This window comes from Dyadobacter sp. HNCC25DJ185, from assembly GCF_056895195.1.
Genome location: NZ_JBXHAR010000001.1, coordinates 861,003 through 878,755 on the forward strand (window position 1 = coordinate 861,003; position 17,753 = coordinate 878,755).

Below are 17,753 nucleotides of genomic sequence, written 5' to 3' on the forward strand. Positions count from 1 at the left end.
GAAGTTGAATTGTCGAATGACTGTGGCCCCAGTTGCGGAGTATAGAGGCGTTTTTTACAGATGTAGCAAAGAAAAAGGCAAGAAAGAGCAGGCTTGCAGAGAAGTGTCAGTCTCTTTCCATGAGCGCGGCCGACGCAGACCAGCGACAGGGCATTGAGGACGCCAGGGCCCGGAAACGGATCACAGTAAACGTCTTGGAAGTTTGTCAGGCAGGCTGTCCGCCTTTTGAAATCAAGGCCGGTGAAAGAAATCCCGACCGTCATGACAGGAAAATGACAACGGTGGGCCAATTGCTTGCCAAGAAAAAGCTGATTTCAAAACCAACCTGTCGTTTTTTGCCTAGCGCGTGTCGAAGGCATGGTGCGCAGGATAATTTGGGGGATCCCCGTGGACCCTATGTCCACGGCTGCCCGACTGGCATTGGAGTGGAAGAAGCGGTCGGTGGGAGAGAAAGCGGAATGCTCACCGGAACCAGAGAGGTCCGGTCAGAAGAAATTTGTTACGATCAAGCAGGGAGACGGCAGGGGCGGGCTGGCACTAATTCGATGTCTTATTAAAAGCTGAGTTTTAGCAAACTTTTGAAACGGTTTAAAATCCGGTCCCTTACCGGTAGGTCTTTCATCATGATACTTCTCGCACGGATCCTCTCGAAGGAATCGTCGATGGTCAAACGCACATCGGTTTTCATACTTCTCCAGACTTTTGTTTCATAGAACCGGTACTCACCCTGTTCCCTGTATTCGGTTTCCGCATCGAGACCGATATTGCTGATCAGGTTCACATTGGGCACGGCTGCCAGTCCATAGTGTTGAAAAAGTGTATACTGCCATTGGTAGTTCCAGGTTTTCTTCTTTCTTTCACCATATACGCTGTCGAAACGCTCATACCAGTAGTTAGCGATATCCGCGTCGCCGAAGAGCTTCTGTATTTTTCTCTGGTCCCTCATTTCCGGGAATTGCTCCATCCAGAAATCGTATTTATTCCACGCCCTTTTCCAGGTAGCCCAACCCCAGACATGGCCGATACGGCTAAAAAAATGGTCAGCCTGGCCTTCGTGCGATTTCTTATTCCAGTGGGTCCCAGATACATGCATCACGCGCTCGTTGGACTGGTATTTTTCGAGCATAAACTTGCAGAATGTGAAAAATGTAGGGTGGGGCAGGCAATCGTCTTCCAGGATGATCAGTTGCTCGCAGGTTTCAAATGCCCATGTAATCGCTGAGGATATGCCCAGCGCGTTCCCCATGTGGAAATCCGAATACCACCTTTCGATTTTACAAGCCCAACTGATCTGCGAATCGTCCATCAAATAGCGGCAGGTTTCCACCAGCTCAGCCTCTTCCGGGCGATCGGTCCTGGGCGCATCTGAAAAAATGTAAAGCCTGGAAGGCTTCAGCTTTCTGATTTGCTCAAAGACGTGACACGTGGTTTCGGGACGGTTGAATGTGATCAGGAGTACCGGGATGTCAAAAGGTTTTGCATTCATTATCAATGTTAATTACTGTCGGCTCGAGGGTTATTCGGTGTTCAAAAACGGGAATCTGATGGTCGGGGCGGCCCGGACCCAGATTAGTGTGCGAGGTGAATGACCGGTTCAACTGGAATTCGGCAACTAAGATATCATATGGATAAAATACAATTGTTTTTTTGTGGTTAACGGGGAAGAAGTTGGGGTAAAGGTTGGACTAAGCTGGCTGATTATTCTAAGTTAATTATGCTAATCCAACCTTGATACATAACATTAATTATTAATAAAAGATCGATCAAACAGCGGATATTCATCAATTGGTATTGCATCGATATACGATAGATGTTAAATCTTTATTGGCATAATATTATTTTAATTACAATTAATATCATGAATATATAATTGCTAAACTATCTGATTAAATTAAAAATAAAGGCACAGATAAAATAGAAATATTTCTATCTATAAATAGAAAATAAATTTACGCAATATTTTTTGTTGATCGTATTACTTATGCACGGCATCGGATACGTATAGTGCTATATAACAAGTATATAGGTGAAAATTAAGATAAGAAACTGCCCGCAAATGCGGATTCAAATGGCAATAGATTGGTTCGGAGTGGAGGTATTTTTCAGGCAAACAGTCCACTATTTCACTGCGAATGTAGAAGTACTTTTTATTTGTCTATTTTTGATTATTAAGGGGCATATTCATCCCCAAAACATGAATGTTACACCCTGAAAATACATGTGATCACCCCAAAAAAGAGACTGAAGTTGACTTAATAGGTTATACTTGCCTTGTGATTAATAAATCGCTCTTTTTAATCCGTTCTTTATTATTTAATCTGTTCATTTCTAAAACCCTTCGCGAAAATGAAACAAACCTATTCGATTGACAACCGGGAATTACCGACACTGATCATGGTCGTCTGTCGGCGTTTTGACAGTAAATAGTACAATTTGTACCCGTACACAAAGTTCCATTCTATTCCTTTAATTAACCAGACATTTTAAAGCATATCCTCCTTCTATGAAAATTTTAGCCATAGCCTCTGCTGGCGGTCATTGGGTCCAGCTATTGAGATTGAAGCCTGCATTTGACGGGCATGAACTAATTTTTGTTTCGACTAAAAAGAGTTTCAAAGAAACCGTTAAAGGCTACACCTTCTATAGTATTCCGGATGCAAGCCGCTGGAACAAGCTGCGCCTGCTGTATTCGCTTCTTTGCGTGCTCAAAATCGTATTTCTTTCCAAACCAAACATCATTATCACAACAGGTGCTGCCCCGGGACTGATGGGCATCATCGCGGGAAAAGTAATCGGAGCGAAGACTGTCTGGATAGACAGTATTGCCAATGTGGAAAATCTTTCAATGAGTGGCCGGATCGCGACATCCATTGCTGACAGGAGCTATACCCAATGGCCGGATTTATCAAATTCCAAAGTAACATTTAACGGCAACGTTCTATCATGATATTTGTAACAGTAGGTACACAAGGGCCGTTCGACCGCCTGATTTCAGCGATGGACGAGATTGCCGCATCCATGCCCGAGACCCGGTTTGTGGCACAGGTTTCCAAGGGCGGCTACATCGTCAAACATATGGAGGCCTTCGAATTCATCACACCGGCAGAATTTGATGTGTTCTTTTCGGCCGCCAAACTGATCGTTAGCCACGCCGGAATGGGCACGATCATCTCGGCATTTGAGCGGAACAAGCCTATTATCATTTTCCCGAAGCTGCATAGCCTGGGTGAGCACCGGAACGATCACCAGATGGCAACGGCTAGAAAGCTCAGCAGTCTGAACTATGTGCATGTAGCTTACGATCAGACAGAACTGAAGGAAAAAATACTTTCGGTTTTGAGCGGTGAATTAAACCCTTTACACCGTGTAGGCAAGTACGCGTCTTCCGAACTGATCAATTCTCTCCAGCGCTTTATATCCGTCTAGCGACACAATCGCAAAAAATGCAATGAAATATAAACTCAACAGAATCTATTTACACATGCGAATTTTCGATATCATTTCCAGGCAGTTTTATTTCATTGCACTTTTTTTTGTCGCGTCACTGGCAACTTCGGGTTGCAAAAATGTTGATATGAGCGCTAAAGACATGGATGACCCCGATCTGATCGAGTCGGACAGCTTTTTGCTCGCCTACCATGGTTTCGAAGGTAGGCTTGGCGATTGGTACGAAAGCAGCGTCTGCTGCTCCTGGTCCGGGACCCTGAGCAGCACCATCAAACGGGCGGGTACACACTCCGCCCGTTTTGAGCTTAGAAGGAACGACGCGCTTTACGACTACCAGGCGCAATTCGCCAGGGCCCCGAACAAGAACAAGGAAGGCTGGTTCGGTTTTTCGCTTTACTTCCCTGCTTCCTTTGCAAAAGATTCTCTCGAGGAAAGCATCGTGCAATGGCAGTCCCTGCCCGATTTCAGCAAAGGGGAGGAGTGGCGAAGCCCGCCTGTGATCCTTGGCGTGCTGAACGACAGCCTGGTGCTGGAAGTGCGGTCGGATCCCAAGGAAGTTACCGTCCAGGGGGAGGGTGCCTTTACGAGGATCAACCTGGGGATACTGGAAAAGGAAAAGTGGCTCGATTGGGTCTTTCATATCAAATGGGCCTACGACGATACCGGTACCCTCGAAGCATGGAAGAATGGGGAGCTGACGGTAAGCCGGATCAATAAACCTAATACTTACAACGATGTTCTGTTTCCCTATATCAAAGTGGGGATAGGCAAATGGGACTGGCGCAGTACCAAGTATTCACCGATTACTGAGCGGGTTGTATATGTGGATGAGGTAACCATTGGTAAGGAAAATGCAGGATATGATAAAGTGAAACCTGGAAGATAAAAAGCGAATAACCCATCCACAGAGAAAGCAGCCTGAATTTCGGGCTGCTTTCTCCGTGGATGGCCATGCTGAAAATCGCTCACGAAGGTGTGTAAACGTTGGATGGTTTACCTGTAAAAATCAGCTCATATACCTGACGATCCTGGCCGGATTCCCGACAACAACTGCATTGGCCGGAACATCCTTGGTAACAATGCTGCCGGCTCCGATCACTGCGTTATCACCGATCCGAACCTTGCCAAGGATACAAACATGCGCGCCAATGTCCACGTTGTCGCCGATAACCGGGCAATCGGAGACCACTTTTCCCTTGTTCCCTAGCGTCGTCGTATGCCTGAGCAGGCAGTTTTTGCCTATTACGGTATGTTTATTGATCACAAGCCCCGTTCCATGGTATACTTTAAGGCCCGTGGCGATACGGGTATCGTAAGGGATTTCTATGCCGAAAACCCATTCGATCCAGAACTTGTACAATCCCAGATAGGGGATCATCACGATCTTAAGAAATTGGCTTCTTTTGCCGTAGCTGGCCAATCTGAATGTAAAAGTAAGGAGCTTGCCTTTCGTATACCCTTTATTGACGTGCCAGTCCTGGGTAAGGTATTTGATGACGTTCATAGATAAGCGTTTATGTTTCGAGGAGGGATGTCGGCTCATTTTGGGTTCTGTACCGTATTACTTTTGCAGGGACTCCGCCGACAATCGCATAAGAGGGCACGTCTTTGGTTACCACCGCTCCGGCACCGACAATGGCCCCCTTGCCAATCCTGACACCAGGCATCACAATGACATTCCTGCCGAGCCACACATCGTCTCCGATGCGCGGAGGGGAAGGCCTGGTAGAGCCTTGTTTCATGATAGGGATATCCGTCGATGCAAATGCATGGGTGACGGCAAGAATGGCTACGTTTTGGGCAATCAGCACGTAATTTCCGATATGGGCGGATTGGATATAAACATCTTCATTGATCTGGCAGTGGTCGCCGATCACCAGTATGTCGCGCATTCCAAACCGGAACCCGGACTGGACACGCGCATGGCTGCCAATGACGATGATCTTTTTCAGGGCCATTACCCGAAGTGCATTGAAAAACCGGCCCATCGGGAAGTAGCTGGATGGCAGGTTTTTGAACACAACATAATACAGCAGCAGAAAAATATTCCTCATATGATTTGCTCGTACAGTTCGTAAACAGACTCCGAGACTTTCTGAGAATCAAGCCCGATTTTTAAGAGTTGCTCCCTGCCGTTTGACTTCCTTTTCCCGGAAGGCAACCCGATCAGTTGTTGTATAGGCAGCAGGAAGTCAGCTGCATCGAAGCTATTGATCACGTAGCTGTTGTCAACGCCCCGGAGCAGGTCTTTCACATCCCCGACCGCCGTGGAAACGATTGGTTTATTGCAGGCAAGGGCTTCCTTGATAATCTGAGGGGAACCCTCGATGGTGGAAGTCATGAGCAGCATGTCAATCTTATTGAGATTGGCCACAACTTCCTCACGCTTCATATTATGAAATTCGATGACTTCAACCTGATGGTTTTTCCTGAGAAGCGCTATGATGGCGGAGAAAAGGACGTAGTTTTTTTCGGGCCTTGCTTTGTTCCCCGGAAATCCGATAACGAATTTGCTGTTGTCGCTTTGTGCCGATGTTTCGTGGAAGTAGCCAAGGTCTGTCCCGCAAGGGATCTTTACGAGCTTACTCTGATGCTTTTTGAGCATGGCTACCATGTCGTCATTCAGCACAATGACCTTCTTCGCGCTCTTGATGATAGAAAGCGTGATGTTTTTCTGAAAAAAATGGTTGATGAAACCTTTCTTTTGAAATAGCTCGCCGCTGTGCAGGGTCACTACGACCGGTGCGGAGGGTTTGAAAAACAGGAGGAACAGCGCAGAAAGCCCATAATGAACATGTATAACATCGAAATCTTTGCTGGCAACCAGATTTTTGATTTCCGAAATGCTTCTGAAGTAATTCCATTTACTCGACCGGCCATTGATAAAGTAAACCTCCTTGTCGATCTTAAATTTGCTTTGAATAGCCTCAATCTGTTCCCTGACGTGAATTCCGAAATAGATGTAATCCGGAACGGGATACATGTTGGTAATGTATAAAATTTTCATTTCTCAGTTTATCAAGATAAGTATTTGACAACGCCCGGTTCGGGTTATTCAAATTTTCTGTACCAGCCTTTGTTGGCGAATTCGATCAGCTCTTTATCGCCCCGGCTGTCCCCGTATGCTTCGAGAAAATACTGGTCCCTGTGGGGAAAGCTCTGCAGGAGCCTGTTGACCTTTTCTTCGCCAAAACAGTTTTTGGAAAGGAATTTGCCTGTTAGCCTGTTGTCCGCATCTATTTCAAGCTGGGTAGCCAGCAGGTTGCTGATCTGCATATGATCGGCCCAGGGCTTGATCCAGTTTTCGATGGAGGCGCTGATAATCACAACATTGTCGCCGTCTGCCTGGTGTTTTCGGATACCATCAAAAGCTTTCGGTCTTGTGAATCGGTCGATTTCCGTGGCGAACGCGCTTCCCCATTGGTCAAAAAGCGCGAGATCAGTGCCCCTGAAAAAGTAGCCGAAAACGATCTCTTTTGCCTTCCAGTTCGGCATCAGGTTAAGCTTAAACGCTACCAGGACCGGACTGCACAAAAGCATCCCGAACATGTAACCCCACCAGCCCTTTGTGAACTTGATGAATTCAAGAAAAGTGTCTTTACTGGTGATCGTTCCGTCAAAATCAAAAACCGCGAGTTTCATAAAAGGTAAATAATCAGTGTAAAGGTGACCATCCATGCAACGATACAGGATTGGATCACAAAGTCCTTGATGAGCACTTCGGTCGGCGAACCGCTTTTGTAATCAACAAGCGTCAATTGCAAATACCTGAAAATACCTATCAACACAAATATCGACGTAATATAAACATAGCTGTTGTGAAAACGCTCAATCACTTCGTCGGACACCGTGTACATAATATAGCATACAATGGTAACTGTCGCCAGGATGGACAGGATCAGGTTGAGCATTTCGAGATTGTAACGCTTTGTTTTTTTTCTGGCCTGGATGCCGGTCTGCTGGTAAATGATCACATCGTCCCTTCTTTTTGCAAATGCCAGGAAGAGTGCGAGCAGGAAGGTCATCAGCACGATCCAGTGCGATAACGCTATGCGTGTGGCAATACCGCCCATCACGACCCGCAACACAAACCCGAGCGCGATGATGAATACATCGATGAGCGGATAGTGCTTTAATTTTAAAGTATAGGCGATATTCATCACAAAGTAGCAAAGCAGGACGATCGTCTCGCCCAATCGGTTTTCACCGCCCCACAGGGTCACGGTGGCAAAAGAGGCAGCGAGCATCACCACCATGATGAGATAGCCCGCAGACTTGCCTAATGCCCCGCTGGCCAAAGGCCGTTTGTGCTTTTTCGGGTGGGCGCGGTCGGCCTCCATATCGCAAATATCATTAAATGCGTAGATCGAGCTGGCAATGAACGAGAAGGCCAGAAACGCTATGAAACTCTCGTTCCATGCTTCCAGGTTTCGAAGTTGCCCGTCAAAGAAGAGCGGTAGAAAAATAAACGAATTCTTCAGCCACTGATGGGGGCGGATTAATTCCAAAAGACTTTTAATGGTTCCCACTAACTTGTTTTTTGGTTGTTCGGAGGAAAGTATCAAATCCATAAGCTGCGAATAGGACGAGGACGAAGGTAAAAGGATAATGGTAACGGGGACTGACGGCAAAGATTGAGGTAAGGAGCGTGCCTAAGATTAAGATCAGCAGGAGTAATCCCTTGCTGGAAAGGAGTTCCCTGCGGTTGACGAACACGGAGTAAACAAAACCTGCCAGTAACAGGTAGAAAAACAGGCTTTTAACAAATCTTATGCCGATTTCTTTCAAAAAGCTGGCCCGGGAAACGTTATCAGTGACCACGTAAGAGCCGACTAGTGCGTCGCCGCCCAGCAGCGGACGGTCTGCCCACGAATCTTCGACGTAGAGTCCCACCAGCTTTTTGGCATACAACTGGGCAACCTTTACGGGGTGCGCCTTGATCCAGGTAACCGCACGCGACTTCCAGATCGAATCCTTTTCGGCAAAAGTATAAGCGGCTTCATTTTCGATGTAAGCGATTGAATTCGTATCATTTGTTAAAAAATTGGCTACGCCGCCGTAAGCTTTGTCGTTGGATGTCTGGATCAGGTTCATGCCCGAGGTGGTAGACTGGTGCACAAAATATCCGATCCTGTTTTTGGTACTCGTTCCGATAATGAATACCGTCAGGAAAATGGGCAGTAAAAAGGTCGCGTAATGTAGGGGCCTGTATTTGTTCATCAGCATGTACAAAACAATGCTCGGAATGAAAATAATGGCAAGCGGCCGTATCCAGTTAGCAAGGGCAAACAGTATCCCGGCAACGAACAGGGCCGGGAACTTTCTGGACAAGCAAAGGCAAAAACCTGTCAGACAGAGAAACAGGAATGGAATTTCTGTTCCCGAGGCTGCTACCAGGATAATATTCGAATAAAGTATACACCAGCATATGACAGCCAGCTTCGCGGTAGTGACATTGAAAAACCGCTGACCTATGAAATAGATCTCACCTGCGATCGCCAGGTTCATCAGCAGGTTGAAGATACCATTGGTGTTCATCGTGCCGAATACTCTTAATTGCAGGATGAGCAAATTCACAAATCCCGGCGCCCAGATGTACCTGGAATAAACCTGTTCGGGAATCGGGTACCAGCCTTGGATGCTGAAGCACTGTTTGGCCAGTTCCATATAACCTTTCTGGTCGCTGTGCTGCGGCCTGCCCCAGAAATAGATCAGTACGGCAAACTGCGCCAGGACAGAGAAAGCAAGAGCCAGGTACATCAGCCTGGACAAAAACGCGGGATCCTGAATTTTGTAGCGCGGATAAACTAAACGTTCATGTTTCGTCACGGACATTTTTGATGGTCTTTTTGAAGGTTGTATAATTCCTTGAGCTTTGTAATTCGGGTTTGAGATGCTCACTTCTTTTTGGCGACGTCCGCCTGTGTTACCACGCAGTATACTTTCATAATGGCTTCGTATAAAAGCGGACTGAGCCGGAACAGGTAAAAGGCGTATTTGTGCTTTTTATGAATGGCTTTGCTGCTGGCCTGCCATTGGTAATGGATGAGATGGTCGGCCACTTCCCGGTATTCGGCCGGAAATTTTTTCTTTTCGGACATCAGGATGATGTTCAAAAGGGAAATGTGCGCCACCAGATCAAAATTGACTGCTTCGTCCACCAGGTCAGGCATCTGCGCCCGGCATACTTCCAGCATTTGCCCGGATACCTGAATGGTGTTCATGTATTTCTGGCTGAACCTGGACATACTCACGGAGCTGTCGCGGATCACATAATTGTATTTGACCACATCTTCAAAGACGGTCTTGTTGGCCCGGCTCAAAACGCTGAAGTTGTAGAGGATATCTTCGTAAATATGTCCCTGGAAATGAGTGCTTTTTGCGAGGCTGGCGACATATACCTTGTCATACACGCTCCTGAGGAATTCTTTCTTTAAAAGCCCGGCGGCCGCCTCGGTGTTTGTGTAGGTTTTGACCTTTCGAGTCCCGAAATAGACTTCGGTTTTGTCCGGAAAAATTTTTTGCACCCCGCATATCGAAACGTCGGCCCGAAACCGGACTGCGTTGTTGATCAAGATCTCGTACATATCCGGTTCCAGTGTGTCGTCGCAGTCAACAAATCCGACATAACTTCCCTGCGCTGCCTGCAGCCCGCGGTTTCTTGCCGACGATACGCCGCCGTTTTCCTGATGTATGACTACTACACGGCTGTCTGCTTTTCCGAAATAGTCACATTTCTCGGCGCTGCCATCGGTAGACCCGTCGTTGACCAATATGATTTCGAAGTCAGTAAAGGTTTGCCTCAGCACAGACTCAACGGAAGAAGTGATATACTGCTCTTTGTTAAATACCGGAATGATGATGGACAATGCTGGCATGGTGAATTTTGTTATGGTTCAGGAATAATCGGATCTGGCGGTTTTATATTTCCAGCGGATCGGTTACCACCGTTTCTGATATTGTGGATAATGTGAACTGCTTTCTGATGCTTTCGAAAAACACAAAGAACAACACGACGCCTATCGATGCAAACCCAATAAAAACCATGGACTCATTGAATATTTTTCCTGCATAGGAATAAGCAAAAACGAAGGAAGCGATCAAGCCATAAAATAATACGGAGCCATTCACCGAGCAGACATTATGCCTGATCAAAATAACCGTTTGGATAAGATGAAAAGCGACAAAAGAACCAAAAATGGAGTAATTAATTACGGAAAGGGATTTGTAAAACCGGAAGCCTGTAAAACACATCGCCAGGCTTAATGTCAGGGCAAAAATATTACAATACATATCTATTTTTTCCATCTTCATCGCCAGTAAGATATTGGCCTGTAGTAACACGGTAGGAAATATCAGGAATGTGAGCATCATTTCTTTCAGGCATCCGACAGCCGGAATAAATGATTTTCCGAAAATCAGCGGAATAATAAACTCGGAATACGATTGGATAAAGGCATAACAAATAATTGCCGCCGCCGTATAGGCCCAAAATGTAGTTTGATAGACCTTTCTGGCTGAGGATAATTGATCCCTTGCGATTAAATTTACCAATTTGGGATAAATGGTGGTAGACGCCGCAAGCGGAAGGATATTGAATACCGAGAATATTTTGTAAGAAACTTCATAATTGGTGACATCGTGCGCTGTCAGAAATTTTGAAATGATGATGGTTGCATTCCGCCAGAAAATAATAGCCAGTCCGGCAATGACAATAAACCGCCAGTTGGCTATTACCTGTTTTTTGAAATCTGAAAAAGTGACATGAAAATGCCAGACGCCGAAAAGGGTAATGTCACCCGCTGATCCAAAATTGATAAATACATTCACGGTGAATAACCGGATCATCACCGAAAATAAAGAGAAGTAAAAAATAGACAACGGATAGAAAAACAGGATGCATCCCATACCTAGCCTGAGCAAGCCGTCAATCGCCAATATGACTGATGTTTTTTTCTGTTTCCATTGGGCAATGTTCAATGATTTTAACGCATAGATAATATTATCAAAAATAATATTAGTGCCCAGAATCACCGATAGCAACCGGATAGAGGGATCGCTATAAAGCAGGAAAGTAACCCCTATGCTTACCAGGTAGAATATAATACCAAGTAGTGTTTGTATTTTAATAAAACGATGCGTAAGCGCAGACCGATCGGGCACATTCTGTTCGTATTCCCGGATGAACCAATGTCCCAATCCCATCGAGGAAAAGCCTACAATCAGTTGATAAATAGTTGTTGCGATCAGGAAATGAGAGAGTACCGTGATGCTGTAAAACCTGGACGTTATAACAAATAAGACGCTCAAAAAAAAGGTCTGCAATGCCGTCGATACCAGGCTCCAGAAACTATTGTTCACCAAGCCAGAATTACCCGAAAATATTTTATTGAATGGCAACTTCATAAAGGCTTTTTCTTTTATGACTTTCTAGAATTAAAAAACAAATAAAACTAACAAGTGAAATAAGGACCCGCTTGTCGTGGAAAGAATAGGCCGAGGCAAAAGCCAATAGCCAGCTGATGAGCCCGGCAATAAGGATGAATACAAGATGATTGGTGTTCCCGCTGAAATAATTCCTCAGACTCGTGTATACGGGGATCAGGATAAAGAGGAAAATAAGCGCCGTGCCCAGTCCACCAAGCTCTGTTAACAGCATCCAATAACCGCTTTCGGGTTGTCCGTAGCCGAAGAAAATAACTTCATTACCTTCCGCGAGGGTGTAATTATTGGATGTGGCCATATTGTACTGTTTAAAGTTTCCGGACCCAATGCCGAGCATGGGATATTTCTGGAACATCTGATAAGCTTCTTCCCACAAAGCAGCCCTGAATGCGTAATCGTCGTCGGTCTTTTCAGCGCGCTGCAGCACAGTTAATTCGCTGGCAAGAAATACAAATACGCACGCTCCGGCCGCCACCAGACCGGTCATGATCAGTTTGAATCTTGGGCCGAGCACGAAAAAAAGGAAAAACATACCTACGAATGTGGCAAGCAGCGCGGACCTTCCGCCGGTTTGCAATACCGCGAAAACGATCAGCAAAAAGAGGCCATAATTTTTTAGCGACGGATATACCAGCACGGATGTTTTGATCAGAACCGGGTTTTCATTTGCGACATTTTCCGGCTGGGGTATTTGGGATAAATCCTTCCTGTAATTCACCAAAAAAAGGAAGATAATCATCACCAGGTATTGGCCGTACATCTGCGGATCGTGAAAATAGCTGGGATATCTGATGAGGCCTTCGCCCTCGCCTGTATTTTTATTCAGCATCGGATAAAATGTGAATTTCAGTCCGATGATCATTTGAATGACTAAAAATGCGACCGAAAATAACGCGCCGAATTTGAGGCCTTCGATCGCTTTTTCCTGAAATTCATCGTCGCTCATTAACTCGGCCAGCATAGATCTCGAAAAAATGAATACGGCAAAGACAGCCGAAATGGATAGCAAAGAACTTTGCATATAAAGCGAATTCAAACTGCCGAAGACCATGGCGATCACCAGCAACACAAACATGACGCTATATGGAATAAACCTTTGGTTCAGTCTGAGAAACACCGGGATTGAGCTAAAAAAATAGATCAGAGAAACGAAATCAAAAACCCTCAATCTTCCATACTCAACCGGGGTTATAGCCAGGTCCATGATAGGAAAGGCGTATAAAACAAAGTAAAGATACGTTTTGCCGGTATTTTTCCGGTAAAGCAAAACAGCGAAAACCGCAACTGCCCCAATCGCAAGAAGATGATTGATTTCCATGCTTTTTTCCGGTTAACGAATGCTTTGTAATAGGGTTTTGCAATACTTGGGCTGATGCAATCAGAGCAGGCTTAAATATTCCTTTTTGATCTGATCGGTAACCATCTTGTTGAAAATCATCGCACCGGCATTATTAAGGTGTTCCGAATCCCAGAAATATTTCGGCTGGTTGATGAAGCTGGAATGACCTGAATAATCGGTAAATGGTACGCCGTATGCTGCCGCAATTTTACCGGCCAGCTCGGTCGATTTTGTGTGCGCCGAACCTTTTACATAGGGCGAAACAAATACCAGCAATTGTATATTCCGGCTTTTACATTCCTTAATGAACGAAGTGTAAATTTGCACCTTGTTACTATCCAGGCTCTCTGTCGCAGGGTCAACTTGCTTAATTTTGCCACCCTTGTAGTCACCATATAGCGGTAGATAACCATTGGATTCCTGATACCGCGTTTTGTTGTAAGAAGTATTTCCGATCCCGATGGTCAGCAGAAGAGAATTGAAAGGATAAATCTGCGATATCATTTTATATTGGTCATTCTCCTTTCGGAGCGAAATCATTTGCTCAAAGCCCGGGTGCTTTTTATAATAGGGGAGTAATTCACCCAGCCTGTCATACGATTCCTGTCTGAAATCAAGCTCGTCGCTTACGATATCCAGCAGGACGATTTTAGGGCAATATCTTTCCAACATTCCTTGCAGGATGGTATAATGATAAAATATAGACTGCCCGTCTTTTCCTGCATTGTAAAAGTGTGTATTCAGTGAATTGCTCAGTGAATCGCTGATATAGTGATGGCTCGCCCTGGATGAACCGAATATCACGCCATTTGCTTTTGTTTCTTCAATGGCGTAAGTAATTCTTGAAAGAACACCGGAAGTTTGCCTGAAATAGAAAAGGCGTAACCCGTTACCGATTACGAAATCGGCGAGTACGATGCCAAGAGCTATGATTAAAAATGCCTTGGCAAATCTCTTCACATCGGGATTAGATTGATTGGTCATATAAAATCAGAATTGGAAGTAAATGAACTGGCTGTTGTCGAATACCCCGAACATCAGTATCATGACCACTACAAAAATGTAGGACAGTCGCCGTACATATAAATTCGTATTGTTGAACAGGCTGAAATCATTGAAAAGCTTGTATTCACGAATGATTTCAATCACCAGTAGTACCATGATAAAAAATACGGACAGCACCATGTTGCCGATTTCGCCAATAAATACGGGACCATGCACAAACAGGATTTTATGTAAAATCGAGGCTGCAGTTGGCAAATCAGAAGCCCTGAAAAATACCCAGGTAAAACATGCGAATGAGAAGGTCAGCAGGATACTCATCGGCTGATAGATGTACGAAGGAATATTCTTCGACATTTTTTTTCTGAATTTCTTAGTAAGGAATTCATACACCAATGCAAGCCCGTTCAATATGCCCCAGAATATGTAAGTCCAGTTGGCGCCGTGCCACAATCCGCTCGTTGCAAAAGTGACAAGCAATGCAAAAACGACGGCCATTTTGCCCCAATCTCTTTTGGCAATGATAATTGGCGTGAAAAGATAGTCGTTAAACCAGGTGGATAAAGAGATATGCCACCTTCGCCAGAATTCGGTATAGCTCTTGCTGAAAAACGGCATGTTGAAATTGGTCATCAGTTTGAAACCCATCGTTCTGGCGGCACCAATTGCGATGTCTGAATATCCCGAAAAGTCGCAGTAGATCTGGAACGCGAAAAGTAATGTCGCGACGATAAATGTGCTTCCGTTATGATTTTCCGGGTTGGAATAAACCGCATTTACATACAGAGAAAGCCTGTCGGCAATGACGACTTTCTTGAATAGTCCCCAGGCCATTTTTTTCAGTCCAATGGTAACATCTTCGTAATTGAAGTGATGTTTTTCGTAAAACTGATATAGTAAATTCTGAGGTCTTTCGATGGGTCCGGCCACTAATTGCGGATAGAACATGACATACAGGCTGTAAATCCCGAAATCTTTTTCCGCTTTCTGCTGTCCCCAATATACTTCTATCACATAGCTCAAACTTTGGAATGTGTGAAACGAAAGCCCGATCGGAAGGATGATATGCAGTAATGGCAATGCATAATCGATATGTAATGCATGTGCCAGGGAATTGAGATTACTGTTGACGAAGTTGAAATATTTGAAAATAAACAATACCAGGCACGTGGCGATAATGCTGAATAACAGCCAGGCTTTCTTTCGCTTACCTTCGGATTTTTCAATGTAAATCCCGGCGAAGTAATCAATTACAATCGTTGCCAGGAGGATGAAAAGATAAATGGGAACGAAAAAGCAATAGAACACGCAGCTGGCCAGCAAGAGATGTATCCATCTGTACTGATGCGGCAGCAAAAAATAAATGAGCGTGACGATCGGAAAGAAGAGCAGAAAATCGAACGAATTAAATAGCATAGAAGAGGAGGGTTACAGTCATTATTTTCAAACTTTCCGCTTGATCGAATCGATCATTTCGCCCACGTTTTTCCATTTTTGGATTTCGGCCGAATTGAACCGGACTTTGAATGCTTTCTCAATCGCTACCACCAGCTGAACATGGTTGAGAGAATCCCATTCGTCGATATCTTCTGCGGTTGTTTCCGTTGTGAGAACGATATCTTCATTGTCGAGGGTGTCAATGAAAATGTCATTCACTTTTTTCATCAGGTCTACGTTTTCCATAACAGTTTTATCTTTTTTTAATCAAACATTTCTTTGTCTTGTATTCGGGTACGTTTAGCGTCCAGTACCCGTTATGCTGCTCAAATCCAAGATTGGCATAATGGTCTTTCACCATTTCATTTTTATTGGTGGGGATATATTCGCCTTTGATGTATTTGGCGCCGGCATCTTTCGCGGATTCGACAATGGTGTTCAATACAAAGTTTTCCATGCCCCGTTTCAAAACCCGGCAGCTCATGAGCCAGGTATCAATAAAGAGCGTGTCGCTTTCCTCCTTTTTGAGGATAATGATGCTGATCAGCCCGTTACTTCCGAATTTGTCTTCCAGCGTAAAGGAAAGGGAAAGATTTTCGGGCGATTGTGCGACCAATTCGATGTCCGTTTCGCTATACCTGACAGTCCTGAGGTTGAACTGATTGGAGCGCTGGGAAAGCTGTGCTACCCTCGGCGTATTGAATTTGTTGAAAGGCTCCACCACCGAAACCATATTCAGGCTTTCGAGAAATTCGTCCTCGTTCGCGAATTGCTTCTGCACCGATGTCCGTTGTGCTTCAACCTGATATTGCTTGGTCCTTTCGGCGTCTTCGCTCGAAAATGAAACCGTTTCGAACAGGTTGAGCGAATAGAGATATTCCAGGTAATTGGCAGGGTCTTCCGGGAGTTCGGGGACTGTCAGGCCGGGGATACCTTCTCTGACGATGTTTCTTTCGAACGGATTATCATCCAGAAACACCATCGAATCGAAACCGATATTGAGGATGCCCTGAATGTGCCGGATATTGTCTACTTTATTGCCCCAGTTGGCGACGAACACGGCGATATCATCCGGACGTAGAACCATGTCGGGATGTTTTTCAAAAGGCTCCCGGGCAATGGATTCGGTATTTTTGCTGCATACCGTCAGGATAATGCCTCTGTTCTTCAGTTTTTTCAGCCAGTACTGGAATTCCGTAAATGCTTTCCCGATCCCGAGCGTGCCGAGCTGAATATTTTCCATTCCGTCGTCACCAATGATACCTCCCCAAAGGGTATTGTCAAGATCCAGCACAACACATTTCTTGAATTTGCCTTTTAATGCGGATATCATATCCAGGGTTAATCCTGCAACACGGGGAAGAATGTCGATGCTGAGGACCATTTCCGTATTGATATAAACGGTCGTATCGAATAAAGCCGTTTTTCCGTATTGGTTTTGAAGCGACGACAGGTCCAGGCAATGGAAATTCTTGTGCGTTACAGCCAGCGTCATTAATTGATAGTTCAGCTTGCGAAGCTGGTATAAAAAAGAAGATTCTGTTTTATTGGCATAGTTGCCAAAAACGTGGTCGTCTATTTCGGCATAGTTATAGAAAAATACCTGGGCGTTGAGTTTGCTGTCGATTTCGGACAGCATATTGGAAATTGCGTCCAGTTCTCCGTCAGCTAGGGTGCTGTATTTTTCAGGTTTCTGTTTGCTGTATTTGGCCAGCAATTTGTGGGAGGATTTGAAAATAATGACGATCTCGGGATTTACTTCATATAATTCGGAGGTTGGATCAAATACCTGCCTTTCGATCTGGTTAAAATCCGCTTCCCATATATCGAGGTCAAAGCCACATTCAAATCCTGCGCCACGAAGCGATTGGGTAAGGAACTGCGTGGCCGTGTCGCCGAGCAATGCTACTTTTATTTTCTTTAAGGAAGAGAAATCCTTTTTGAGGTTTTTTTTGAGGGTTTTAAAATCCTGGGTCAATAGCATTCTTCTGATGTGTTAATAACGTTGAAGTATTTAATATGAAATGCTGATCCTGCATTTCAGGCAATGAAACGAATGTTCCTTTTTCCGTCGGGGAAAGAT

At 44.9% G+C, this 17,753-nt stretch carries 17 protein-coding genes and 1 pseudogene; 4 read left to right on the forward strand and 14 right to left on the reverse strand.

Features of this window, described 5'->3' with window-relative positions:
* Positions 1 to 32 precede the first annotated feature (32 nt).
* Complete coding sequence (locus AC1XUF_RS03520; protein WP_483340274.1) at positions 33 to 557, forward strand: hypothetical protein; 525 nt, start codon at positions 33 to 35, stop codon at positions 555 to 557.
* Here AC1XUF_RS03520 and AC1XUF_RS03525 read toward each other — a convergent pair.
* Positions 554 to 1,486: a hypothetical protein gene (locus AC1XUF_RS03525; protein ID WP_483340275.1), complete on the reverse strand. Its 933-nt coding sequence runs from the start codon at positions 1,484 to 1,486 to the stop codon at positions 554 to 556. The two genes, AC1XUF_RS03520 and AC1XUF_RS03525, sit on opposite strands and share 4 nt — an antisense overlap.
* A 1,017-nt stretch (positions 1,487 to 2,503) precedes the next feature.
* Here AC1XUF_RS03525 and AC1XUF_RS03530 point away from each other — a divergent pair.
* Genes AC1XUF_RS03530 through AC1XUF_RS03540 form a run of 3 tightly spaced genes read left to right on the forward strand, consistent with a single transcriptional unit; the run spans position 2,504 to position 4,333 of the window.
* Complete coding sequence (locus AC1XUF_RS03530) at positions 2,504 to 2,947, forward strand: oligosaccharide biosynthesis protein Alg14 (protein WP_483340276.1); 444 nt, start codon at positions 2,504 to 2,506, stop codon at positions 2,945 to 2,947.
* On the forward strand, positions 2,944 to 3,426 hold the full coding sequence (locus AC1XUF_RS03535) for a glycosyltransferase (protein ID WP_483340277.1): 483 nt from the start codon (positions 2,944 to 2,946) through the stop codon (positions 3,424 to 3,426). The genes AC1XUF_RS03530 and AC1XUF_RS03535 overlap by 4 nt, the downstream gene beginning before the upstream one ends.
* Before the next feature lie 22 nt (positions 3,427 to 3,448).
* On the forward strand, positions 3,449 to 4,333 hold the full coding sequence (locus AC1XUF_RS03540; RefSeq protein ID WP_483340278.1) for a polysaccharide lyase family 20 protein: 885 nt from the start codon (positions 3,449 to 3,451) through the stop codon (positions 4,331 to 4,333).
* A 120-nt stretch (positions 4,334 to 4,453) separates the two neighbouring features.
* On the opposite strand, the gene AC1XUF_RS03545 is transcribed toward AC1XUF_RS03540, so the two are convergent.
* The 13 genes and pseudogenes from AC1XUF_RS03545 to AC1XUF_RS03605 form a co-directional block, all read right to left on the reverse strand.
* Entirely contained in the window at positions 4,454 to 4,951 is a 498-nt protein-coding gene (locus AC1XUF_RS03545; protein ID WP_483340279.1) for a serine O-acetyltransferase, read from the reverse strand.
* 46 nt (positions 4,952 to 4,997) lie between these two features.
* Positions 4,998 to 5,153, reverse strand: a pseudogene (locus AC1XUF_RS03550) (DapH/DapD/GlmU-related protein); the annotation flags it as partial.
* 344 nt (positions 5,154 to 5,497) lie between these two features.
* On the reverse strand, positions 5,498 to 6,454 hold the full coding sequence (locus tag AC1XUF_RS03555) for a glycosyltransferase family 4 protein (protein ID WP_483340280.1): 957 nt from the start codon (positions 6,452 to 6,454) through the stop codon (positions 5,498 to 5,500).
* Positions 6,455 to 6,498: 44 nt separating this feature from the next.
* Positions 6,499 to 7,089 (reverse strand): HAD-IB family hydrolase, encoded by a 591-nt coding sequence (locus tag AC1XUF_RS03560; protein ID WP_483340281.1) that lies wholly within the window; start codon positions 7,087 to 7,089, stop codon positions 6,499 to 6,501.
* Positions 7,086 to 7,976 (reverse strand): decaprenyl-phosphate phosphoribosyltransferase, encoded by an 891-nt coding sequence (locus tag AC1XUF_RS03565; protein WP_483340282.1) that lies wholly within the window; start codon positions 7,974 to 7,976, stop codon positions 7,086 to 7,088. Before AC1XUF_RS03565 ends, AC1XUF_RS03560 begins: the two co-directional genes overlap by 4 nt.
* Entirely contained in the window at positions 7,963 to 9,282 is a 1,320-nt protein-coding gene (locus AC1XUF_RS03570) for a glycosyltransferase family protein (RefSeq protein ID WP_483340283.1), read from the reverse strand. The genes AC1XUF_RS03565 and AC1XUF_RS03570 overlap by 14 nt, the downstream gene beginning before the upstream one ends.
* Before the next feature lie 62 nt (positions 9,283 to 9,344).
* The gene (locus tag AC1XUF_RS03575; protein WP_483340284.1) at positions 9,345 to 10,325 is read right to left on the reverse strand and encodes a glycosyltransferase; all 981 of its coding nucleotides are present in this window, start codon (positions 10,323 to 10,325) and stop codon (positions 9,345 to 9,347) included.
* Positions 10,326 to 10,368: 43 nt separating this feature from the next.
* Positions 10,369 to 11,853 (reverse strand): MATE family efflux transporter, encoded by a 1,485-nt coding sequence (locus tag AC1XUF_RS03580; protein ID WP_483340285.1) that lies wholly within the window; start codon positions 11,851 to 11,853, stop codon positions 10,369 to 10,371.
* Positions 11,834 to 13,210 carry an O-antigen ligase family protein gene (locus AC1XUF_RS03585; protein WP_483340286.1) on the reverse strand — a complete coding sequence of 459 codons (1,377 nt, stop codon included), beginning with the start codon at positions 13,208 to 13,210 and terminating at the stop codon, positions 11,834 to 11,836. The genes AC1XUF_RS03580 and AC1XUF_RS03585 overlap by 20 nt, the downstream gene beginning before the upstream one ends.
* A 60-nt stretch (positions 13,211 to 13,270) precedes the next feature.
* Entirely contained in the window at positions 13,271 to 14,215 is a 945-nt protein-coding gene (locus tag AC1XUF_RS03590) for a hypothetical protein (protein WP_483340287.1), read from the reverse strand.
* A gap of 6 nt (positions 14,216 to 14,221) precedes the next feature.
* Complete coding sequence (locus tag AC1XUF_RS03595) at positions 14,222 to 15,649, reverse strand: MBOAT family O-acyltransferase (protein ID WP_483340288.1); 1,428 nt, start codon at positions 15,647 to 15,649, stop codon at positions 14,222 to 14,224.
* Positions 15,650 to 15,676: 27 nt separating this feature from the next.
* Positions 15,677 to 15,916 carry an acyl carrier protein gene (locus AC1XUF_RS03600; RefSeq protein WP_483340289.1) on the reverse strand — a complete coding sequence of 80 codons (240 nt, stop codon included), beginning with the start codon at positions 15,914 to 15,916 and terminating at the stop codon, positions 15,677 to 15,679.
* Between the two features lie 7 nt (positions 15,917 to 15,923).
* On the reverse strand, positions 15,924 to 17,654 hold the full coding sequence (locus AC1XUF_RS03605; RefSeq protein ID WP_483340290.1) for an HAD-IIIC family phosphatase: 1,731 nt from the start codon (positions 17,652 to 17,654) through the stop codon (positions 15,924 to 15,926).
* Positions 17,655 to 17,753 lie beyond the last annotated feature (99 nt).